This is a genomic window from Nitratireductor sp. OM-1 (genome assembly GCF_003296175.1).
Lineage (GTDB): Bacteria > Pseudomonadota > Alphaproteobacteria > Rhizobiales > Rhizobiaceae > Nitratireductor > Nitratireductor aquimarinus.
This window is the reverse complement of record NZ_CP029208.1, coordinates 3,613,392-3,635,542: the sequence shown is the minus strand read 5'-3', so window position 1 is coordinate 3,635,542 and position 22,151 is coordinate 3,613,392. Positions and strand designations below refer to the sequence as shown.

General features: G+C 63.1%; 21 protein-coding genes and 1 other RNA gene. 21 read left to right on the top strand and 1 reads right to left on the bottom strand.

Translation table 11 applies throughout. The features are described 5' to 3' along the window. Window position 1: 1 nt before the first annotated feature. The 9 genes from DEJ54_RS17335 (at window position 2) to rnpB (ending at window position 6,958) form a co-directional block, all read left to right on the top strand. Complete coding sequence (locus DEJ54_RS17335) at window positions 2-973, top strand: TRAP transporter substrate-binding protein (protein ID WP_113155660.1); 972 nt, start codon at window positions 2-4, stop codon at window positions 971-973. A gap of 98 nt (window positions 974-1,071) precedes the next feature. Then, window positions 1,072-1,623: a TRAP transporter small permease gene (locus DEJ54_RS17330; protein ID WP_113155659.1), complete on the top strand. Its 552-nt coding sequence runs from the start codon at window positions 1,072-1,074 to the stop codon at window positions 1,621-1,623. Further along, window positions 1,623-2,927, top strand: a complete 1,305-nt coding sequence (locus tag DEJ54_RS17325; protein WP_113155658.1) for a TRAP transporter large permease — start codon at window positions 1,623-1,625, stop codon at window positions 2,925-2,927. Before DEJ54_RS17330 ends, DEJ54_RS17325 begins: the two co-directional genes overlap by 1 nt. 2 nt (window positions 2,928-2,929) lie before the next feature. Further along, the gene (locus tag DEJ54_RS17320) at window positions 2,930-3,451 is read left to right on the top strand and encodes a winged helix DNA-binding protein (protein WP_222474093.1); all 522 of its coding nucleotides are present in this window, start codon (window positions 2,930-2,932) and stop codon (window positions 3,449-3,451) included. Window positions 3,452-3,622: 171 nt separating this feature from the next. Beyond that, a complete protein-coding gene (locus DEJ54_RS17315) occupies window positions 3,623-3,811 on the top strand; it encodes a hypothetical protein (protein WP_113155656.1) in 189 nt (62 codons plus the stop codon). A gap of 153 nt (window positions 3,812-3,964) precedes the next feature. After that, complete coding sequence (locus DEJ54_RS17310) at window positions 3,965-4,675, top strand: DnaJ family molecular chaperone (RefSeq protein WP_113155655.1); 711 nt, start codon at window positions 3,965-3,967, stop codon at window positions 4,673-4,675. Between the two features lie 20 nt (window positions 4,676-4,695). Next, window positions 4,696-5,439, top strand: a complete 744-nt coding sequence (locus DEJ54_RS17305) for an N-acetylmuramoyl-L-alanine amidase (RefSeq protein ID WP_113155654.1) — start codon at window positions 4,696-4,698, stop codon at window positions 5,437-5,439. 211 nt (window positions 5,440-5,650) lie between these two features. Continuing rightward, entirely contained in the window at window positions 5,651-6,379 is a 729-nt protein-coding gene (locus DEJ54_RS17300; protein WP_113155653.1) for a lytic transglycosylase domain-containing protein, read from the top strand. Window positions 6,380-6,557: 178 nt separating this feature from the next. Continuing rightward, an RNA gene (gene rnpB / locus DEJ54_RS17295) (RNase P RNA component class A) lies at window positions 6,558-6,958 on the top strand. A 62-nt stretch (window positions 6,959-7,020) separates the two neighbouring features. Here the strand turns inward: rnpB and DEJ54_RS17290 are convergent. Next, a complete protein-coding gene (locus DEJ54_RS17290; RefSeq protein ID WP_113155652.1) occupies window positions 7,021-8,130 on the bottom strand; it encodes a cystathionine gamma-lyase in 1,110 nt (369 codons plus the stop codon). 373 nt (window positions 8,131-8,503) lie between these two features. Here DEJ54_RS17290 and mraZ point away from each other — a divergent pair, with 373 nt between their 5' ends. Genes mraZ through murB form a run of 12 tightly spaced genes read left to right on the top strand, consistent with a single transcriptional unit; the run spans window position 8,504 to window position 22,143 of the window. After that, window positions 8,504-8,971 (top strand): division/cell wall cluster transcriptional repressor MraZ, encoded by a 468-nt coding sequence (mraZ, locus tag DEJ54_RS17285; protein WP_113155651.1) that lies wholly within the window; start codon window positions 8,504-8,506, stop codon window positions 8,969-8,971. Continuing rightward, window positions 8,968-9,987 carry a 16S rRNA (cytosine(1402)-N(4))-methyltransferase RsmH gene (gene rsmH / locus DEJ54_RS17280; protein ID WP_113155650.1) on the top strand — a complete coding sequence of 340 codons (1,020 nt, stop codon included), beginning with the start codon at window positions 8,968-8,970 and terminating at the stop codon, window positions 9,985-9,987. The genes mraZ and rsmH overlap by 4 nt, the downstream gene beginning before the upstream one ends. Before the next feature lie 6 nt (window positions 9,988-9,993). Then, window positions 9,994-10,362 carry a hypothetical protein gene (locus DEJ54_RS17275; RefSeq protein ID WP_113155649.1) on the top strand — a complete coding sequence of 123 codons (369 nt, stop codon included), beginning with the start codon at window positions 9,994-9,996 and terminating at the stop codon, window positions 10,360-10,362. After that, a complete protein-coding gene (locus DEJ54_RS17270) occupies window positions 10,359-12,083 on the top strand; it encodes a penicillin-binding protein 2 (protein ID WP_113155648.1) in 1,725 nt (574 codons plus the stop codon). The genes DEJ54_RS17275 and DEJ54_RS17270 overlap by 4 nt, the downstream gene beginning before the upstream one ends. A 49-nt stretch (window positions 12,084-12,132) precedes the next feature. After that, entirely contained in the window at window positions 12,133-13,587 is a 1,455-nt protein-coding gene (locus DEJ54_RS17265) for a UDP-N-acetylmuramoyl-L-alanyl-D-glutamate--2,6-diaminopimelate ligase (protein WP_113155647.1), read from the top strand. Then, window positions 13,584-15,008 (top strand): UDP-N-acetylmuramoylalanyl-D-glutamyl-2,6-diaminopimelate--D-alanyl-D-alanine ligase, encoded by a 1,425-nt coding sequence (locus tag DEJ54_RS17260; RefSeq protein ID WP_113155646.1) that lies wholly within the window; start codon window positions 13,584-13,586, stop codon window positions 15,006-15,008. Before DEJ54_RS17265 ends, DEJ54_RS17260 begins: the two co-directional genes overlap by 4 nt. A 3-nt stretch (window positions 15,009-15,011) precedes the next feature. Beyond that, on the top strand, window positions 15,012-16,094 hold the full coding sequence (mraY, locus tag DEJ54_RS17255; protein ID WP_113155645.1) for a phospho-N-acetylmuramoyl-pentapeptide-transferase: 1,083 nt from the start codon (window positions 15,012-15,014) through the stop codon (window positions 16,092-16,094). A gap of 10 nt (window positions 16,095-16,104) precedes the next feature. Then, window positions 16,105-17,502 carry a UDP-N-acetylmuramoyl-L-alanine--D-glutamate ligase gene (gene murD / locus DEJ54_RS17250; RefSeq protein ID WP_113155644.1) on the top strand — a complete coding sequence of 466 codons (1,398 nt, stop codon included), beginning with the start codon at window positions 16,105-16,107 and terminating at the stop codon, window positions 17,500-17,502. 1 nt (window position 17,503) lies between these two features. Then, a complete protein-coding gene (gene ftsW, locus DEJ54_RS17245) occupies window positions 17,504-18,658 on the top strand; it encodes a putative lipid II flippase FtsW (protein WP_113155643.1) in 1,155 nt (384 codons plus the stop codon). A gap of 1 nt (window position 18,659) precedes the next feature. Then, window positions 18,660-19,784: an undecaprenyldiphospho-muramoylpentapeptide beta-N-acetylglucosaminyltransferase gene (murG, locus tag DEJ54_RS17240; protein WP_113155642.1), complete on the top strand. Its 1,125-nt coding sequence runs from the start codon at window positions 18,660-18,662 to the stop codon at window positions 19,782-19,784. Then, window positions 19,781-21,184 carry a UDP-N-acetylmuramate--L-alanine ligase gene (murC, locus tag DEJ54_RS17235; protein ID WP_113155641.1) on the top strand — a complete coding sequence of 468 codons (1,404 nt, stop codon included), beginning with the start codon at window positions 19,781-19,783 and terminating at the stop codon, window positions 21,182-21,184. The genes murG and murC overlap by 4 nt, the downstream gene beginning before the upstream one ends. Next, entirely contained in the window at window positions 21,181-22,143 is a 963-nt protein-coding gene (murB, locus tag DEJ54_RS17230; RefSeq protein ID WP_113155640.1) for a UDP-N-acetylmuramate dehydrogenase, read from the top strand. Before murC ends, murB begins: the two co-directional genes overlap by 4 nt. Window positions 22,144-22,151 lie beyond the last annotated feature (8 nt).

Sequence of the window (22,151 nt, the reverse complement as noted above, 5' to 3'; positions counted from 1 at the left end):
GATGCATCATTCCGTGAAATTCGCTGTGGCCGCAGCCGCTCTCGGCTTTGCCACCTCTGCCTCCGCGCAGACCAAGTGGGACATGCCGGTGCCCTATGGCGACACCAATTTCCACACGCAGAACATCGCCCAGTTCGCTGAGGATGTGAAAACCGCCACCGATGGCGGTCTGGAGATCACCGTTCATTCCAACGGCTCGCTGTTCAAGCATCCCGACATCAAGAACGCCGTGCGTCAGGGCCTTGCCCAGATCGGCGAGGTTCTGGGATCGCGTCTTTCCAATGAAGACCCGATCTATGAAGTGGATTCGATCCCCTTCCTGGCGACCAGCTATGATGACGCGAAGAAGCTCTATGGCGCGTCGAAGGACCAGCTTGCCGCAAAGCTTCAGGAGCAGGGGCTTCAGCTTCTCTTCTCCGTGCCGTGGCCGCCGCAGGGCATCTACACCCAGAAGGAAATCTCCTCGGTCGACGACCTCAAGGGGCTGAAGATGCGCGCCTACAATGCCGCCACCGAGCGTCTGGCGCAGCTCGCCGGCTCGCTGCCGACCCAGGTAGAGGTGCCGGACCTGCCGACCGCCTTCGCCACCGGTCGCGTCGAGGCCATGGTCACGTCGCCCTCCACCGGCGCAAACTCCAAGGTCTGGGACTTTCTCTCCCATTATTCCGACGCGCAGGCCTGGCTCCCGCGCAACATGGTCTTCGTCAACAAGGCCGCGTTCGATGCGCTGCCGGAAGATCAGCAGGCAGCGGTGCTTGAGGCAGCGGCCACGGCCGAGACGCGCGGCTGGGAAGCCTCCGTCAAGGAGACGGAAGACAAGACCCAAATCCTCAAGGACAATGGCATCACCGTCACTGCGCCGAGCGCCGGGCTCAAGGAAGGGCTTGCCGCAATCGGTGCGGAAATGTCCGCCGAATGGGCCGAAAAGGCTGGCGACGAAGGCAAGGCCGTCCTCGACGCCTACAGGAACTGACCGCTTTGACTGACCCTGCGGGCGGCTGGATGTCCGGCCGCCCGCAGACCGGTCGCCTTGTGCGACCAGAATGAGACCGTCGAGCGGAGACGACGACAATGAGAAAAATACTGAACGGGCTTTATGGCGCAGCCGAGTGGCTGGCCATGGCTGCCCTCTGCGCGATTGCAGTTCTGGTGTTCGCCCAGGTCATGGGGCGCGTGGTGGACACCCTGCTGGGGCTTTTCGGCCTGCCACCATATGGGTTTCTCGTGCCGTCGCTGGCCGAGATCGCGGGCTTCCTGCTGGTCGGCGCGTCTTTCATGGCGCTTGCCGGCTCCCTGCGCGGCGGTGCGCAGATCCGTGTGACGCTGGGTCTTGCCGCCATGCCCGAGGGCATGCGCCGGGTGGCCGAGGTGTTCGTGCTTCTGGTCGGCGCGGCGCTGGCCGGCTTCTTCTTCTATTATGCAGCGAAGCTCGCCCTCGACAGTCACCGCTTCAACGAATTGTCTTACGGCATCATTGCCATCCCGCTCTGGATACCGCAGACGGTCATGGCGCTCGGGATCGGCATCTTCGCCGTTGCGCTGCTGGATGACCTGTTCGCTGCGCTCACGGGCCGGTCTCCATCCTATCTCGCCACCGAAGACGGCGCAGCGGAGGAAGTGTGATGGACCTTCTGACCATTTCCCTCACGCTCGGCGGGCTGATGCTCGTCCTGCTTGCCGCCGGCCTCTGGGTCGCTCTGGCGCTCATGGTGGCCGGCCTTACGGCCATCTATCTCATGGTTCCGGTGCCGCCTGGCGCGGTGATGGCCACCACCGTGTGGGGTTCCATCAATTCGTGGGATCTGGCTGCTCTTCCCATGTTCATCTGGATGGGGGAGATCCTGTTCCGCACGCGGCTGGCCGAAGACATGTTTGCCGGTCTTGCGCCGTGGATGCGGCGTCTGCCGGGCCGGCTCCTGCACGTCAACATTCTGGGCTGCGCCATCTTCGCCGCCGTGTCCGGCTCGTCTGCCGCCACCACGGCCACCATCGGCCGCATGTCTCTGCCCGAACTCCGAAAGCGCGGCTATGACGAGCGCATGGCCATCGGCTCGCTTGCCGGTTCCGGCACGCTCGGCCTGCTCATCCCGCCATCGATCATCCTGATCGTCTATGGTGCTGCCACCGAGCAGTCCATCGCCCGTCTTTTCATCGCCGGCGTCATTCCCGGCATCATGCTGGCGGCGCTCTTCATGGGCTACACGGCCGTGTGGTCGATGATCAATCACAAGCGCATGCCCGAGGCTGATCCGCGCATTCCCTATCTTCAGCGCATCTGGCAGACGCGCCGCCTGTTCCCGATCCTGGGGCTCATCATCGGTGTCATCGGTTCGATCTATGGCGGCTTTGCTTCGCCCACCGAGGCCGCCGTTGTCGGTGTGGTCCTCTCACTGGCCCTGTCATGGTTCACCGGCACGTTAAGCCGCTCGGCCTTTTTCGCTGCGCTGCGCAACGCCTCGCGCACTTCCTGCATGATCGTGCTCATCCTCGCCGGTGCGTCCGTTCTGACCGTGGCCATGGGCTATACGGGCATTCCCCGTGCGCTGGCGCAGTTCATCGCCGAGCAGGGCTACTCGCCCTATGCGCTTCTGGCGGTGCTGACCCTTTTCTTCGTCGTGCTGGGCTGTTTTCTGGACGGCATTTCCATCGTCGTGCTCACCGCATCGGTCATTCTGCCCATGGTCGAGGCTGCGGGGCTCGACATCATCTGGTTCGGCATCTATCTCGTGCTCGTGGTCGAGATGAGTCAGATCACGCCGCCGGTCGGCTTCAACCTGTTCGTCATTCAGGGGCTCACCGGGCACAACATTCTCAAGGTCGCCGGCATGACCCTGCCGTTCTTCCTCATGATGATCGTCGCCGTTGCGTTGGTCGTCCTGTTCCCGCAACTGGCGCTATGGCTGCCGCAAACCATGCTCGCGAGGTAATGATGTCGAACGCCGAACGGAAAGTCGGACCGGTCGTCTCCGCAGCCCATCTGGCCGCTGGCGCCATGCCGGCGCTGTCGGAGATCGAGTTTGCGATGACCGTGATGAGCCATTCCTTCGAGCGCTGGATGGTGCGCTGCATGGCGGCGGCGGGGGTTCCGGGTCTGCAGCCCACCGCCGTGCAGATCCTGCACGCCGTCAATCACAGGAACCGGGAGAAGACGCTTTCGGAACTGTGCATGATGTTCAACATCGAGGACGTTCACGTCGCGTCCTACGCCATCAAGAAGCTGGCCGCGCTCGGTCTGGTCAAGACCGGGCGCAGGGGCAAGGAGAAGACGGTGAAGGCAACTGCGGAAGGGGCTGCCGCCTGCGAGCGCTATCATGAGGTTCGCGAAGCGCTGCTCGTATCGAGCACCAAGCGCCTCAAACTCGACGAGGAAGCGCTTTCCGGCATCGCCGCGGTAATGCACGCCCTGTCCGGGCAATATGATCAGGCCGCGCGCAGCGCCACCAGCCTTTAGGGGCCTGACCCTGGCCCGTAAGCCTGCGGGCAGGGCGCATGGCGCGTCCGCGATCCCGCATCGTTACGGCCCGTCACTCAACGTTACGAAACTCCATGCGGTCTGGCGCATTTCCTCGCTGTGGGCGCGCGGCGACGCGTCCGGAAGATGTGCTTTGTATGGAGAGTGGATATGAAAAAGTTTCTAGCTGCAACCGTTTCGGGGCTGGCCCTTCTCGGACTTGCCGCCTGCAGTGAAGGCGACAACACGACCACCCAGAGCATCGAGCCCGAGCAGCAGGATACGACCCCGATGGATGCGCCCGCTGCTGCGCCGGAAGCGCCTGACACGATGCAGGATCAGGGCACGACCAGCCAGTAAGGTCCAGTAAGGTGATGCACCGTCTGGCATTGAGCTGATGCCGGCGGGCGTTGACGCTCATGAATGAGACCGGGTGAGCCGTGCGGCTCGTCCGGTTTCTTCATGCGCCAATCTGCGTCTCGAAATCGTCGGCAATTGCGGTTACAAAACCGCATGACTTTTTGGGATCGCATTACAGACTTTATTACGCGCGCACCCGGCAGCGCGCTTTCGGCGATGGTCGAGGCCATTCGCACCGTTTTCGAAGGCGATCCGCAGTTGCGACGGCGTGTCGCCTTCTCCGTCGCCATCATTGCCCTGTCTGCAAAGATGGCCAAGGCCGATGGCGTCGTGACGCCCGACGAGGTGCAGGCGTTTCACGAGATTTTCTCCGTTCCGCGCAATGAGCAGGCCAATGTTTCGCGTCTTTATGGTCTGGCGCAGCAGGATGTGGCCGGCTTCGAGGCCTATGCCCGTCAGATGTCCGGTCTCTGCGGCTCCGGTGACACCAATTGCGCCATGCTTGAGGATATCCTTGATGCGCTCTTCCACATCGCCAAGGCCGATGGTGTGATCCATGAGCGCGAGCGTGACTTCCTTCAGCGGGTTGCCGAGATCTTCGATATCCGCGAAGACCATTTCGAGCAGATCCTCTCGCGCCATGCGCTTCAGGGCGAGGGCAATCCCTACATGGTTCTTGGCGTCGAGCAGGATGCCCCGTTTGACGAGATCAAGCGCCGCTACCGCAGGCTGGTTGCCGAAAACCATCCTGATCGCATGATCGCACGTGGCGTTCCCGAAGAATTCCTCGCCATCGCCAACACGCGGCTCGCTTCCATCAATGCCGCCTATGAGAGCATCGAGAAAGCGCAGGTTCGCGCGTGAGCGCGGAGGACTGTTCTGGCATGATGTTCGAGCCTGATTTCGCAGGCGCCGAAGTGTGTCCGTCTCCGAATTTTGGAGAGCGGCGTGGCGGACTTCTGCCCGACATGCTCATCCTGCATTACACCGGCATGGAAACGGGCCAGGGCGCACAGGACTGGCTGTGCGCGCCCGAAAGCGAGGTCTCCAGCCATTATCTCGTTCACGAGGATGGCCGGATCGTGCAGATGGTGCGCGAGGCAGACCGCGCCTGGCATGCCGGGCGCAGCTCATGGCAGGGCTGCGAAGACATCAATTCCTGCTCCATCGGCATCGAAATCGCCAATGCGGGACACCCGCAGGGGCTGCCTGATTTCCCCGATATCCAGATCGAAGCCGTCCTGAAACTGGGCAAAGATATCTGCCGGCGTCACAAAATCGGGCCAAAACGGGTCCTCGGACACTCCGATATTGCGCCCGGCCGCAAGGTTGACCCCGGCGAAAACTTCCCCTGGGAGCGTCTTGCAAAGGGCGGCCTTGGCACTTTTGTCGCAGTTCCGCCCATTTCGGGCGGCCATTCCCTGGGCCCCGGTGACGCGGGGCCGGCGGTGCAGGCTCTCCAGAGATTACTCTCCGGTTATGGGTATGGAATCGCCCAAACAGGCATTTTCGACCGTGATACGGAGGTTGCCGTTAGGGAATTTCAAAGGCATTTCAGACCGTTAGAGATAAATGGGATTGCCGATGTCTGGACATGCGCAATTTTGCGAAAACTAATGTATGATTAACCTGTGATTGATTCTTCTCCCTGACGATCACTCACTCCCAAGACTGGCGCAAAATTTCATCAGTTCATATTATTTGAATTGAAGCGCCTTTTTTGTTTCTCCTTCCCCTGCAAAACAGCGACCCGTGTTGAGGCCGAGGGACCACGTCCCGGCCTCGTGGAAAACAAAACCTGCCGCGCCCTGATGCAGCGGCACAGAATTACGGGTCGAAATGAAAATCACTACCTTATTCGCGGCAGCGTTTGCTGTCTGCGCAGCAACGTCTTTGTCTCACGCTGACGAGCCCCGCTACAGCCAGGTCATTGCCACGCATTCTGCAAAGAAGGCTGCAGAGAAGAAGGTTGATACGGGCAAGGAGCCGACCACGCTCCTTCAGGCAATCATTCGCGGCGGAAAAGGTTCCAGTGCGACTGACGTGGACATGACGACCACCGGTTCCATCAAGGCCGACAAGAAGACGGTCAAGAAGGCCCTGCAGGCGAAGTCCCGCAAGTCCACGAAAACGGCCAAGGCTTCCAAGTCCCGGAAGAAGATCACCGTCAAGACGTCGGTCCGCAAGAGCGGTTCGGGTGGCTCCTACCACACCATCATTTCCAAATATGCGGCTGCCTATGGCGTGCCGGTCTCGCTCGCCAACGCCGTTGTGCGCGTTGAAAGCAACTACCGCGCCAATGCCCGCGGTGCGGCAGGTGAAATCGGCCTGATGCAGATCAAGCCGGCAACCGCGCGCATGATGGGTTACAGCGGTTCCTCCAAGGGCCTCTACAACCCCGAGACCAACATCAAATACGGCATGAAATATCTCGCCAAGGCGCACAAGCTCGGCGGCGGTTCCACCTGCGGCACGATCCTCAAATACAATGCCGGTCACGGTGCAAAGCGCATGAACCCGATCTCCTCGCGCTACTGCTCCAAGGTGAAGCAGATCCTGGGGCATTAATTCTCGGGCTCGGCGGCAGAAACCGGTTTTCGGTTCCTCCGCTGCTTCAGGTGAAATTTGGATCGCCGCGCGTCCGGAAGGGCGCGCGGCGATTTAAGTTCGGGACGAAGGCGCTTTCCTGCGCGAACGCGGCTGTTTTGAGTTGCGTTTTGCCGCATGAAACCCTTTATACGCATTGCCAGCCGGTCGGACGGCCGCGCGGACCGGGGCCGAAAGGCTGTTCGCGAGGAAAGTCCGGGCTCCACGGAAGAACGGTGCCGGATAACATCCGGCGGGGGCGACCCCAGGGACAGTGCCACAGAAAGCAGACCGCCCCGCCTTCGGGCAGGGTAAGGGTGAAAGGGTGGGGTAAGAGCCCACCGCGTCGACGGTAACGGAGGCGGCAAGGTAAACCCCACCGGGAGCAAGACCGAATAGGAACGGCGCGAGGGGCAACCCTCAGGGCTTTTTCCGGCTTGACCGTTCGGGTAGGTTGCTAGAGGCCGATGGCAACATCGGTCCCAGAGGAATGGTCGTCACGTTGCATCGCTTTCGGGCGGTGCGGCCATACAAAATCCGGCTTATAGACCGGCTGGCATTTTCGTCTTTCATTTTCCGGAATTTTGTCCCGTTTGGGAAAATTCCGGGTGCTTTTGGAAAATTTACAGGCCGTTCAGCGCCGTTTCGATGGGTGCCCACAGCGCCTCGGTCGGCTCGCATCCAATCGACAGGCGCACAAAGCCTTCCGCCACATCGTCACCCCATCTTGCACGCCGTTCAGCCGAAGAGTGAACGCCGCCGAACGAGGTCGTTGCTTCGAGCAGCGGGCAGGTGTTGATGAAGGCTTCCGCCTTTTCTTCCGTTTCCAGCGTCAGCCCGATCAGCGAGCCGAAACGCAGCATCTGCGTGCGGCTGAGCGCATGGGATGGATCGCCTGCAAGGCCGGGATAGCGCAATGCCTTGATGGCTGGATGCTCGGCGAGGCGGGTGGCGATGGTTTCGGCCGACGAGCACATCCGGTCAAAACGCAGTTCAAGCGTCTCGATCCCGCGCAGCACCAGCCAGGCCTCGAACGGGCCGGGAATGTTGCCGGAAAGCTTGCGCCAGTCGCGTACCGCGCCGATCAGCGCGCTGTCGCGGCTTGCCACATGGCCGAACAGTACATCCGAGTGCCCGTTGATCGCCTTGGTGTCGGCGGCAAGAACGATGTCCGCGTCCAGATCCAGCGGGCGCTGGCCGAAAGGCGTCATGGTCGTGTTGTCGGCAACGACGATGGCGCCATGTTCATGGGCAGCCTTCGCAACGGCGGCGATGTCGCACACATCGAGCCCCGGATTGGACGGCGTTTCAATGAGAACCATGCGGTAGTCTTCAAACCCGCCTTCAAGGAAGGAGGCCGTGGGCCGCGTGTCGTAAAGAATGCCAAGCCGGGAGAGGTGTTTCTCCAGAAGAACGCGCGGCGTGTAGTAGCCGTCTGCGGGCAGAAGCACCCGGTCGCCGGCCGAAAGCAGCGCCAGAAAGACGGACGAAATCGCAGCCATGCCCGATGGGAAGCTCACGGTCCCGGCATCTTCCAGATGGGCGAGGGCGGCTTCGACCGCTTCCCAGGTGGGATTGTCGAAACGGCCATATTGCCTAAAGCCTGCGGGATCGCCGGGAAGATGAAACACCGAGCTCATGACGATGGGCGTGGAGAGCGGATCGCCCTTTGCGAGCCGTGCCGAATGGAGGTGCGAAAGGCTTGCAGCGCGGGCGTTCTGGCTGTCGGACATGGGGCTCCTCGCAGGCGTCATGGGTGACTTTGGGGCAGGTGCGGACCGGCCGGCCCGAAGCCTTTCCTAACCTTTTGTTAGCCTTAATGCACGATAAATGACCATGGCCCGATGCATGCCGAAATCGCCTGTCATCGAGGCATAAGTGAAGGTTAATCCCGTTGACGCCCATATCGGCCCATGGTACCCCATAAATCAAATCAGCGTTTCGTTGCAGTTGGAGTACGGGTTCCACCCATGTCGGCCTCTTTTTCAGGGCGACGTGGCGTATGGGATTCACCCTTGCAGAGGGGCGGGCACACATTCGGAGAGCCGCTTTTGACAGCGGCAGAAGAGATGCAAAGGGGCATAGGCCAATTGGCCGTTAAGCGTCATGGACCGGTTTCTGTCGAATGCAGTAAACAAGATCGACTCCAAGGGTCGGGTCTCGGTGCCGGCGCACTTTCGCTCCGTTGTTCAAAAGCGTGGTTTCACGGAACTCTATGCACTGCGTGCGCTCGACATCCCGGCGATGGATGTGGGCGGTCTCGACCTGCTCGACCGCTACGAGGAGCGCATTGCGCAGGAGGATCCGTTCCTGCAGACGGCGGACGACATGTCCTTTTTCGTGCATGGCGACGGCGCCTTCCTCAAATTCGATCAAGATGGGCGCATCACGGTGACCGATTTTATTCGCGAGCACACGGGCATCACGAAGGAAGTGGCCTTCGTGGGGCGTGGACTGTTCTTTCAGATCTGGGAGCCGGAGCGGCTGAAGGCCCATGGGCAGGCAGTGCGCGAACGGCTCCTCAAACTTCGGCAAGCGGCTGCATCCGGCCGGACTGCCGGACAGTCGGAATGATGGCGGGCCCCGGCGGCGAAAGCCCGGCCGGTGGCGGACCGGCCCGCCACATTCCGGTTCTTTTGCGTGAAGTTCTCGAAGCCCTGCATCCGCTCGATGGTCATTCCTTCATCGACGGCACATTCGGCGCCGGCGGCTACACCACCGCGCTTCTGGAAGCCGGCGGTTCGGTCACGGCCATTGACCGCGACCCGACGGCGATTGCCGCAGGGCAGGCGCTGGTCGACAAATGGGATGGACGCCTGCGTCTGGTGGAGAACCGCTTCTCCCGCCTCGACGAGGTGGTTGACGCGCCGGTTGACGGCGTCGTTCTCGACATCGGCGTTTCCTCCATGCAGATCGACGAGGCGGTGCGCGGCTTTTCCTTCCAGAAGGAAGGCCCGCTCGACATGCGCATGGAGCGCAGCGGGCTGAGCGCAGCCGACGTGGTCAACACGATGAAGGCGGGGGATCTCGCCCGCATCTTCGGCATTCTGGGCGAAGAGCGGCAGGCCGGGCGCATCGCGCGCGGACTTGAGCGGCTTCGGGCCGAAAAGCCTTTCGAGACGACGCTCGACCTTGCCAATGCGGTCGAGAAAATCGTGGGCCGGCGTCCGCAGGAAAAGATCCACCCGGCGACCCGCGTGTTCCAGGGCCTGCGCATCTACGTCAATGACGAGCTGGGCGAACTGGCGCGCGCGCTCTTTGCAGCCGAGCGTGCTCTGAAGCCCGGCGGGCGGCTGGTCGTGGTGACGTTCCATTCGCTCGAAGACCGGATCGTGAAGCGTTTCATGGCTGAGCGGGCCGGCGGTTCCGGCGGTTCGCGCCATCTGCCGCAGGTTCACGAGGCGGCGCCCCTTTTCCAGAAACCGGCGAAATCCGTTTCGCCGTCGAAGGAAGAGACGGACGTCAACCCGAGGGCGCGCTCGGCGCGTCTGCGTCTGGCCGTGCGCACCGATGCGCCGGCGGGCGATGTGGATTTCGACATTGTCGGTCTTTCGCGGTTCCCGCGGCCGACACGTGCTGGTGAAAGGTAGGCTCAGATGTTTCGCACGAGCGATATTGTTCTGATCACGGTGATGATGGCTGCCGCCGCCTTTACCTACAAGACCAAGCACGACGCCGAGGCCAGCTACAAGGAACTGCGCACGATTGAGCGGCAGGCCCAGCTGGAGAAGGATTCCATCGACATTCTGAAGGCGGATTGGAGCCTGCTGACGCAGCCTGCGCGCCTGCAGCGGCTGACGGAAACCTACAAGGAAGAACTGGGGCTTGAGCCGGTGGAAGCGCCGCGCATCGCCGAGTTCTCCGATCTGCCGGAGCGGCCATTGACCATTGAGGGGATCGTCACCGACATGGCGGGTGCCGATGGCGGTCCTGACCAGACGACAACCGGGGCGGTGCGGCCATGACTGGGGCAAGCGAATACACCCACGACACGGATACCTCTGCGGTGCGCCGCGGGGCGGCTACCATTGTCATGGATGGCGCAGGCAAGGCGCGTGGCGGCCGGGCGCAGAACCGCGTCGTCATGGCCATGGCCGTGATCTTCGGCATTTACGCCGCGCTTGGTGGCCGTCTCGTGCATCTGGCCATGCAGGAAGAGCCCGAAGCGAGCCTTCCCGCAGCCCGCGTGACCGCGTCGCGGCCCGATCTCGTGGACCGCAATGGCGAGGTTCTGGCAACCGACATCAAGACGGCGTCGCTCTTTGCCGAGCCGCGCCGCATCGTCGACATCGACGAGGCCATTGAAAAGCTCTCCACGGTTCTGCCCGATCTGAACTATCAGCAGACCTATCGCCGGCTCGACAGCGATGCCGGTTTTGTGTGGCTGCGTCGCCAGCTTTCGCCGCGTCAGCAGGCCGACATTCTGGCGCTCGGCATTCCGGGCCTTGGTTTCCGCACCGAGAAGCGCCGCTTCTATCCGGGTGGCCCGACGGCCTCGCACATTGTCGGTCTCGTGAACATCGACAACAAGGGTATCGCCGGCATCGAAAAATTCGTCGACGATCAGGGGCTTGCCGACCTACAGGCGACGGGCCTCGCGGTTGAGGGGCATCTGGAGCCGGTCAGGCTTTCTCTTGATCTGCGCGTCCAGCACATCATACGCGACGAGTTGGTGCAGGCGCTCGACCGCTACAAGGCGATTGCCGCCGGTGCGGTGGTGCTCAATGCGCGTACGGGCGAAGTGGTGGGCATGGGCTCGGTGCCCGATTACGATCCCAACAACCCGGTCAACGCGCTCGACAAGGATCGGCTGAACCGCATGTCGGCAGGCGTGTTCGAGATGGGGTCGACCTTCAAGCTCTTCACCACCGCTATGGCGCTCGATTCCGGCCTGGTGAGCATCAATGACAGTTTTGACGCCACACGGCCGATCCGTATCGGCGGCTTTACCATCAACGACTTCCATGGCAAGCGCCGTGTGCTGAGCGTTCCGGAGATCTTCATCTACTCGTCCAACATCGGCACGGCCAAGATGGCGGACGTTGTTGGCATCGACGGACACCGCGCCTTCCTGCAGAAGATCGGCCTTCTGGGACGCCTGCCCACGGAACTGCCGGAGGTTGCTCTCCCGACCGAGCCGAAGACCTGGAAGAAGATCAACTCGATCACGATCTCCTATGGTCACGGCATGGCGACCACGCCGCTTCAGACGGCGGTGGCAGCGGCAGCGATGCTGAATGGCGGCAAGCTTTTCCCGCCGACCTTCCTGCCGCGCACCGAGGCCGAGGCCAACGAAATCGCCGAACAGGTGATCTCGCCGAAGACCAGCGCCGAAATGCGCTACCTCTTCCGTCTCAACACGGAAAAGGGCTCAGGCCGCCGCGCCGAGGTGGAAGGCTATTATGTGGGTGGCAAGACCGGAACGGCAGAAAAGGTCGTGAATGGCCGCTACTCAAACAATGTGCGCTTCAACGCCTACATCGCCGGTTTCCCGGCTGATGATCCGGACTATGTGGTTCTCGTCTTCGTCGATGAGCCGAAGCCGGAGCGGGATGGCATCAGTGCAACAGCGGGCATGAATGCCGCACCGATGGTGCGTAACATCATTCGCCGCTCTGCGCCGCTTCTTGGCGTGAAGCCCGAATTCGGTCAAGAAAGTAATGCTTTGCTGGTCTCACAGCAGTGAGTCGGCCATGCGCCGAGGGGAAACGTGGTAATTGAAAGCGCCGGGGCCCATGAAATTCAGTGAATTTGCAGACATTCTTTCCAGTCAGGGGCTCTTGCCGGCGGATCGACCGATTTCAGGCGTTTCGTCGGATTCTCGCACGGTTGAAGCCGGTGACCTGTTCTTCGCGCTCGCCGGCGTAAAGGCGGACGGCGCGTCCTTTGCGCAGGAGGCTGCGCGCAGGGGCGCTGCGGCCATCATTGCCCGACCGGGCGCGCTTTCGTCTGATCCGGGCATTCCCGTCATCGAGACCGACGATCCGCGCCATGCACTGGCGCTCTGCGCTGCGCGTGTGTTTCCGCGCCAGCCCGAAACCATGGTCGCCGTGACCGGCACCAGCGGCAAGACCTCCGTTGCCTCTTTCACGCGGCAGATCTGGGAACATGCGGGACTGCCCGCTGCCAGCATCGGCACCACCGGGGTGGTTGCGCCGGGGCGCGACGAATATGGCGAACTGACGACGCCCGACCCGATTGCGCTGCACCGTCTTCTGGACGAGCTCGCGGGGGCGGGCGTGACGCATGCCTCCATGGAGGCTTCCAGCCACGGGCTCGACCAGCGCCGCCTCGATGGCGTGCGGCTCGATGCCGGCGGTTTCACCAATCTTGGCCGCGACCACATGGATTACCATCCGACGATCGAGGAGTATCACCGCGCCAAGATGCGGCTCTTCGATGCGCTGCTGCCCAAGGGCGCGCCGGCGGTGATCTTCGCTGACGATCCGTGGTCGGAGCCGACCGAGAAGGCGGCGAAGGCGGCAGGCCTCGATGTGCGCACCGTGGGCCGCAAGGGCGGTTTTCTGACCCTGAAGCGGGTTGAGCATGAGCGGCATCGCCAGCGCGCCGAAGTGGATGTCGATGGCGTGATCTACGAGGTGGACCTGCCGCTTGCGGGCGACTTCCAGGTGGCCAATGCGCTTGTTGCAGCAGGCCTTGCCATCAGCACCGGCACTGCGGCGGAAACGGCTTTTGCCGCGCTTGAGACGCTGAAGGGCGCTTCGGGACGGCTGGAGCTGGTCGGAACGGCCGGCAATGGCGCGCAGGTCTATGTGGACTACGCCCACAAGCCGGACGGTCTTGAGAATGTGCTCCAGTCGGTGCGGCCCTTCACCACCGGTCGCGTGATCGTGGTGTTCGGCTGCGGCGGCGACCGCGATACGGGCAAGCGCCCGATCATGGGTGAGATCGCCGCGCGGCTTGCCGATGTGGCCATCGTGACCGACGACAATCCGCGCTCGGAAGATCCGGCGATGATCCGCGCCGCCGTCATGGAAGCGGCGTCGGGCGCGCGTGAGATCGGCGACCGCCGTGAAGCGATCCGCGCCGCCGTCGCCATGCTTGAGGAAGGCGACACGCTGATCGTGGCCGGCAAGGGCCATGAAACGGGTCAGGAAATTGCAGGCCGCAAACACCATTTCTCCGATCATGAGGAAGTGCGCACGGCACTCGCGGAGCGCGCCGGATGAGCACGTTGTGGACCTTCGAGGCGCTGGTGCAGGCGACGGGCGGAAGACCGCTGGGCCAGGCATCAGGCCCCATCACCGGTATTTCCATCGATACGCGGACGCTCAACCCGGGCGACGCGTTCTTCGCCATTGAGGGCGAGCGTTTTGACGGGCACAGCTTCGCCACCGCTGCCATGGCGGCAGGCGCTTCGGTGCTGATCGTCGCCGAGGCGAAGCTGCCGGCGCTCGGGCGGCTGGCCGTGCCGATGGTGGTGGTGCCGGACGTTCTGGGCGCGCTGGAAGATCTGGGGCGCGCGGCGCGACTGCGCAGCCGCGCGAAAATCGTGGCGGTGACCGGCTCGGTCGGCAAGACCTCCACCAAGAACATGATGCGTCAGGCGTTTTCCGCCTGCGGCAGCGTGCATGCAGCCGACCGCTCGTTCAACAATCACTGGGGCGTGCCGCTGACGCTCGCCCGCATGCCGGCCGATTGCGATTACGCGATCTTCGAGATCGGCATGAACCATCCCGACGAAATCCGCCCGCTGGTGAAGATGGTGCGTCCGCACATCGCCGTGGTGACGCTGGTGGCTGCCGCGCATCTGGGCTTCTTCAAGAGCGTTGAGGAAATCGCCCAGGCCAAGGGCGAGATCTTCGAGGGGCTGGTGAAGGGCGGCGCGGCGCTGATCAACCGCGACGATGCGCACTGGGACACGCTTGCGCGTCTGGCCGAAGAGGCCGGCGTGAAGACCATTGCCGGCTTCGGCGCGCACGAAAAGGCCGATATCCGGCTGACCCATGTGGAGTGCGGTCCGCAATCCTCAACCTTTGCCATCGAGATCGATGGCGAGGCGACCGAGGTGCGGCTGGGCGCGCCGGGGCGGCACATGGTGCAGAATGCGCTGGCGACGCTGGGTGCGGTGCATCTGGCGCAGGCCGACATGCAGAAGGCTGCGATGGCGCTTGGCTCTTTCGACGCCGAGGCCGGGCGCGGCGCACGCCACCGGCTGATGCTCGATGGCGGCGCGTTCACGCTGATCGATGAGAGCTTCAACGCCAATCCGGCCTCCATGGCGGCTGCCTTCGACCTGTTGAAGCGCGCCGAGCCGGAAGCCGGTGGACGGCGCATCGCCGTTTTGGGCGATATGGCGGAGCTTGGCGAACATGCAGAAAAACTGCATGCCGGGCTCGCCGGCATGGTGACGGATGCGGGCACGGAGCTCGTTTTCCTCGCCGGCAGGGAAATGAAAGCGCTGGCCGCGGCACTGCCCGAAGGGCTGCCGGTGGAACACCGCGAAGCAACGGACGATCTGCGCGCGCTTGTGCTCGAGGCTGTGAAGCCCGGCGACGCCGTCATGATCAAATCTTCAAAAAGTATCGGCTTCAACAAACTGGTCGACGCCATCCTAAAAACCTATCCGGGCGCGGCGACGGGGGACTGATCCATGCTCATGATGCTCGTTGACCTGGCCGATGAAGTTTCGGTTCTCAACGTATTTCGTTACATCACCTTCCGCACCGGCGGTGCGCTGATCACCTCGGCGCTGATCGTTTTCCTGTTCGGGCCGATGATCATCGCATCGCTGCGTGTGCGTCAGGGCAAGGGGCAGCCGATCCGCGCCGACGGTCCGCAGACCCATTTCAAGAAGGCCGGCACACCGACCATGGGCGGGCTCATGATCCTGTCGGGCATTCTGGGCTCCTGTGCGCTCTGGGCGAACCTCTCCAGCGTTTATGTCTGGGTGGTGCTGATGGTCACGCTGGGCTTCGGCGCCATCGGCTTCTATGACGATTATCTCAAGGTGACGAAGCAGTCGCATCTGGGCTTTTCGGGCAAGGCGCGCCTGACGGCCGAATTCGTGATTGCGGGCATTGCGGCCTGGGTCATCATGAATGCGGGGCAGGCGCCGTTCTCCTCGTCTCTGACCTTCCCCTTCTTCAAGGATTTCCTGCTCAATCTGGGCATCTTTTTCGTGCCTTTCGCGGCCTTCGTGATCGTGGGCGCGGGCAATGCCGTGAACCTGACCGATGGTCTCGACGGGCTTGCCACGGTGCCGGTCATGGTGGCGGCGGCGTCGTTCGGCGTGATCGCCTATCTCTCCGGTAACGCCATCTTCGCCAACTATCTGCAGATCCACTTCGTGCCCGGCACGGGTGAGCTGGCGGTGATCCTTGGCGCGGTGATCGGTGCGGGGCTCGGCTTCCTGTGGTTCAACGCGCCGCCGGCGGCAATCTTCATGGGCGACACGGGATCGCTGGCGCTTGGCGGCCTGATCGGCTCGGTTGCCGTGGCCACCAAGCACGAGATCGTGCTCGCCATCATCGGCGGCCTGTTCGTGGTGGAAATCCTTTCGGTGATCATTCAGGTGGCGGTCTTCAAGATGACCGGCAAACGGGTGTTCCTGATGGCCCCGATACACCATCACTTCGAAAAGCTCGGCTGGACCGAAAGCCAGGTGGTGATCCGTTTCTGGATCATTGCGGTGCTTCTGGCGCTGGTGGGCCTGTCCACCCTCAAGCTGCGCTAGGGCGGGCGCGATGATCCCGGCCTCCGTCTTCAAGGGCAGGAATGTCGCTCTGTTCGGGCTTGGCGGCTCGGGCATCGCGACGGCGCGCGCGCTGGTTGCCGGTGGCGCGGTGGTGACCGCGTTTGACGACAATCCCGAAAGCGTGGCGCGGGCTGCCGGCGAAGGCGTGTCCACGGGCGACCTGCGCGGCATCGACTGGAGCGCGCAGGATGCGTTCGTCCTGTCGCCCGGCGTGCCGCTCACCCATCCGCGCCCGCACTGGAGCGTGGAGCTGGCGCAGGCGGCGGGCGTGGAGATCATCGGCGATGTGGAGCTGTTCGCCCGCGAGCGGCAGGTCCATGCGCCCGACGCTCCGCTGGTGGCGATCACCGGCACCAACGGCAAATCGACCACCACGGCGCTTATCGCGCATATTCTCGCCGATGCGGGGCGCGACACTCAGATGGGTGGCAATATCGGCCGGGCGGTCATGACGCTCGACGCGCCGCAGCCCGAACGGCATTACGTCGTGGAGTGCTCCTCCTACCAGATCGACCTCGCACCCACGCTCGACCCCTCGGTCGGCATTCTCCTGAACCTGTCGCCCGATCATCTCGACCGGCACGGCTCGTTTGAGAATTATGCCGCGATCAAGGAGCGGCTGGTGGCGAAAAGCGGGCTGGCGATTGTCGGTGTCGACGATCCCGATTGCCGCCGCATCGCCGACCGGCTTGCTGAGGCAGGGCGCAGGGTCGAGCGCATTTCATCAACGTCCCGGCTCGATGACGGGTTCTACCTCGACGGGCTCGCCCTCATGCGGGCGGTGAACGGCGTTGCCGAACAGCTCGCCACGCTTGAAGGCATCGGCTCGCTGCGCGGCGCGCACAATGCGCAGAACGCGCTTGCCGCACTGGCGGCCTGTCTGGAATGCGGGCTCAGCCTTGAAGAGATACAGGCCGGGTTCAACAGCTTTCCGGGGCTTGCCCACCGCATGGAGCAGGTGGCGCGCAAGGGGCGGGTGCTGTTCGTCAACGATTCCAAGGCGACCAACGCCGATGCGGCGGAGCGGGCGCTTTCAAGCTTTGAACGCATTTACTGGATTGCCGGCGGCCTGCCCAAGGATGGCGGGATTGAAACGCTGAAGAGCCTCTTTCCGCGCGTTGCCAAGGCCTATCTGGTGGGCGAGGCCGCACCAGCCTTTGCTGCTACGATCGGAGAGGCGACGGCGTTCGAGATTTCGGGTACCATAGACAAAGCCGTCGACCATGCGGCGCGCGATGCGGCGGGCGATCCCGCGCCGGAGGCTGTAGTCCTGTTATCGCCAGCCTGTGCGAGTTTCGATCAGTTCAGGAATTTTGAGGTGCGTGGCGATGCCTTCCGCGAGGCGGTTCGTTCGCTCGCCGGCGCCGAGATAATGGGGAGCAAGTGACATGGTGAGCCGCACCGACCGAAGCCCGGTTGCCAATTGGTGGTGGACCATCGACCGTTGGTTCCTTGGCGCGTTCCTGCTTCTTATGGGGCTTGGCGTCGTTCTGTCGTTTGCGGCAAGCCCGGCCGTTGCCGATCGCATCGGTCTGTCCAGCTTCCATTTCGTGACGCGCCAGATCGTCTACATGCTGCCTGCGGTGGTGGTGATGATCGGTGTTTCGTTCCTCAGCCCGCGTCTGGTGCGGCGACTGGCGCTCGTGATGCTGGTGGGCGCTCTGGCGCTGATGGTGCTGACGCTCTTTGCCGGTATGGAAGTGAAGGGCTCGCGGCGCTGGCTTCACATATTCGGCGTCTCCATTCAGCCTTCGGAATATCTGAAACCCGCCTTTGTGGTGATCTGCGCCTGGCTCTTCCATGAGCATGCGCGCCAGCCGGAAATTCCAGGCAATCTGTTTGCGATGCTGCTGCTCGGTCTCGTCATTGCGCTTCTGGTCGCGCAGCCCGATCTGGGTCAGACCATGCTGGTGCTTGGCACATGGGGCGCGATGTTCTTCATCGCCGGCATGCCGTGGCTCTGGATCGCCGTGCTCGGCGCGCTGGGCGCGGGCGGCGCGTTTCTCGCCTACACGATCTTCCCGCATGTGGCCGACCGTATTGACCGCTTTCTGACCGGCGAGGGCGACACCTATCAGGTGGACATGAGCATCGAGGCGATCACCCGCGGTGGCTGGTTTGGACGTGGACCGGGCGAAGGCACGGTGAAGCGCATTCTTCCCGACAGCCACACCGACTTCGTGTTCGCCGTGGCGGGCGAAGAGTTCGGGATCATCATCCTTCTTATCATTTTGAGCATCTTCGCCTTCGTTGTGCTGCGCGGTCTTTCAAAGGCGCGCCGCGAAGAAGACGATTTTACGCGTTACGCGGTGAGCGGGCTGGTGATTCTGTTCGGCTTCCAGTCGATCATCAATATGGGCGTGAATGTCCGCATGCTGCCGGCCAAGGGCATGACGCTGCCCTTCATCTCCTATGGCGGTTCATCGCTGATCGCCATGGCCATTTCCATGGGCTTCGTGCTGGCGCTCACGCGCCGCAAGCCCGAAAAGCGCCGCCCGGTCGCCTATGCGCAGCCGGCGGGACGCGAGGCAGTCGCAGGATAACATGACCAAGGGTACGATCCTTCTTGCCGCCGGTGGGACCGGCGGGCACCTTTTTCCGGCCGAAGCTCTGGCGCACACGCTGCATGAGCGTGGCTGGTCGGTGCATCTGGCGACCGACCGGCGTGCGGCGCGTTTTGCGGGTTCGTTTCCCGCCGACGAGACGCACATCGTTGAGAGCGCCACGTTCGGTTCCAAAAATCCGATTGCGCTTCTGAAGGCTGGCTGGACCATCTGGCGCGGCGTCAAACAGGCTTCGGTGATCCTGCAGCGGTTCAAGCCGGCAGCCGTGGTCGGGTTCGGTGGCTATCCGACGCTTCCGCCGCTTTATGCCGCCACACGGCGCAGCATACCGGCGCTGGTTCACGAACAGAACGCGGTGATGGGGCGCGCCAACAAGGCGCTGGCTGGCCGCGTGCAGGCGATTGCCGGCGGCTTTCTGCCCGATGAGGGCGCGTATGCCGACAAGATCGTGGCGACGGGCAACCCCGTGCGCCCTGCGGTTATCGAAGCTGCGGCAGAACCCTATCGTGCGGCAGGCGCGCAGGAGCCTTTCCGGCTTCTGGTGTTTGGCGGCAGCCAGGGCGCGCAGTTCTTTTCCGATGCGATCCCCGCAGCAATAGCGCTGCTTGAGCCTGAGCAGCGGGCGCGGCTCGTCGTGACGCAGCAGGCGCGTCCCGAAGACGAGGGCGAGGTGCGCGCGGCCTATGAGAAGCTTGGCGTGCCAGCCGAGGTCTCCACCTTTTTCAAGGACATGGCGCGCCGCATCGCCGAGAGCCATCTGGTCATTTCACGCTCCGGCGCTTCGACCGTTTCGGAAATCGCGGCCATTGGCCGTCCGGCGTTTCTGGTGCCTTATCCGCATGCGCTCGATCACGATCAGGCGGCCAATGCGGCAGCGCTTGAAAGGGCCGGCGGCGCGGAGCTACACGCCCAGTCAACGCTCTCGCCCGAGCGGCTTGCAGAGCTGATCGGCGGAGCCATGAACGATCCCCGGCATCTGGCCGAGATGGCGGCTGCCGCGCGCAGCGTGGGCAAACCCAATGCAGCGGAGTTGCTTGCCGACCTCGTGGAGGCTATTGCCTCCGGCCAACCCGCAGACACAATGAAGGAAGGAACCCGCGCATGAAAATGCCGCAGACGATTGGAACCGTGCATTTCGTCGGCATCGGCGGCATAGGCATGAGCGGCATCGCCGAGGCGCTGCACACGCTTGGCTACAAGGTGCAGGGATCCGACCAGGCCGAGAACCCCAATGTGGTGCGCCTGCGCGAGAAGGGTATCGAGGTTTTCATCGGTCACGCCGGAGAAAATCTGGGCGAGGCGGAAGTCATCGTCGTTTCGACGGCCATCAGGAAAGACAATCCCGAGATCGTTGCGGCGCGTGAGAAGCATCTGCCCATCGTTCGCCGCGCCGAGATGCTGGCCGAGCTGATGCGCTTCGGTCAGGCGGTCGCCATTGGCGGCACCCATGGCAAGACGACCACCACCTCGATGGTGGCGGCACTCTTCGATGCGGGCGGGTTCGACCCGACGGTCATCAATGGCGGCATCATCAACGCCTATGGCACCAATGCGCGCATGGGCGAGGGCGACTGGATGGTCGTCGAGGCCGATGAGAGCGATGGCACCTTCCTCAAGCTGCCCGCCGACATTGCCGTCATCACCAATATCGATCCCGAGCATCTCGATCATTACGGCGATTTCGACAAGCTGCGCGCGGCCTTCCGCCAGTTCGTCGAGAATGTGCCGTTCTACGGCTTTGCCGCCATGTGCATCGACCATGCCGAGGTGCAGGCGCTGGTTGGCCGCATCGAGGACCGCCGCGTCATCACCTATGGCGAGAACCCGCAGGCCGATGTGCGGTTCTCCAATCATCACATGGACGGTCCGGTCTCCGTGTTTGATGTGACGTTTCGCGACCGCAAGACGGGCGAGACGCAGACGCTTGAGGGCCTGCGCCTTCCGATGCCCGGCCGGCACAATGTGTCGAACGCGACGGCGGCCATTGCCGTGGCGCATGAGCTTGGCATCGACCATGAGGCGATCCGCGCAGGTCTGGCGGGCTTTGGCGGCGTGAAGCGCCGCTTCACGCTTACGGGCGTGTGGAACGGCGTCAGCGTGTTTGACGATTACGGCCATCACCCGGTCGAAATCCGCGCCGTGCTGAAGGCTGCGCGCGAGGCGTGTCAGGGGCGCATTCTGGCGATTGCGCAGCCGCACCGCTATTCGCGCCTGCATGACCTGTTCGACGATTTCGCCGCCTGCTTCAACGAGGCGGACAAGGTGCTGGTCGCGCCGGTCTATTCGGCGGGCGAAGACCCGATCGAAGGCGTGTCGTCCGACACGCTCGTTTCGCGCATCCGCGCTTCGGGCCACCGCGACGTGGCGTATATCGAAGGGCCGGAAGCGGTCGAGCAGATTGTACGCGATTGGGCGAAGGAAGGCGATTTCATCGTCTATCTGGGCGCCGGCAACATCACCCAGTGGGCCTATGCGCTGCCCAAAGAGCTTGAGGCCAAGGGATGAGCGGAGCGGAACTGCTGGAGCGTCTCGGCGACCGGCTGTCGGGTCTGCGCGGGCGGCTGACGCCCGACGCCGGCATGGACAAGATCACCTGGTTTCGCGCCGGCGGTCCGGCAGATGTTCTGTTTCAGCCGGCCGATGAGGAAGACCTCTCGGCATTTCTGAAAGCGGTGCCGGAAGACATTCCGGTGACCATGGTGGGCATCGGCTCGAACCTTCTGGTGCGCGAGGGCGGCATTCGCGGTTTCGTGGTGCGGCTTTCAGCCAAGGGGTTTGGCCAGGCGGAAGTGGTTTCCGATACGCGCATTCGCGCGGGCGCGGCCATTCCCGACAAGCGGCTTGCCGCAGCGGCGCTTGAGGCCGGCATTGGCGGGTTTCATTTCTACCACGGCATTCCCGGTGGTCTGGGCGGTGCGCTGCGCATGAATGCGGGCGCCAATGGCGTCGAGACGAAAGAGCGGGTGATCGAAGTGCGCGCGCTTGACCGGAAGGGCGAGCTTCATGTCTTCTCCAATGCCGATATGGGCTATGCCTACCGGCATTCGGACGCGCCCCGTGACCTGATCTTCACCTCCGCGCTGATGGAAGGTTACCGGGAAGATCCCGATGTCATCCGTCGCGAGATGGATGCGGTTCAGCACCACCGCGAGACCGTGCAGCCGGTGCGTGAGAAAACGGGTGGCTCCACCTTCAAGAACCCGCCTGAAAGCTCGGCCTGGAAAGAGGTCGACAAGGCCGGATGCCGCGGGCTGACCATCGGCGGCGCGCAGATGTCGCCCATGCACTGCAACTTCATGATCAACACCGGAACGGCGAGCGGCTACGACCTGGAATATCTGGGCGAGACGGTGCGCGCGAAGGTTCTTGAGCATTCGGGCGTTCGTCTCGAATGGGAGATCAAGCGCATCGGTGAATTCCGCGACGGTCGCGAGATCGACCCGTTTCTGGGGCAGATGCTCTAGTTTTGCTC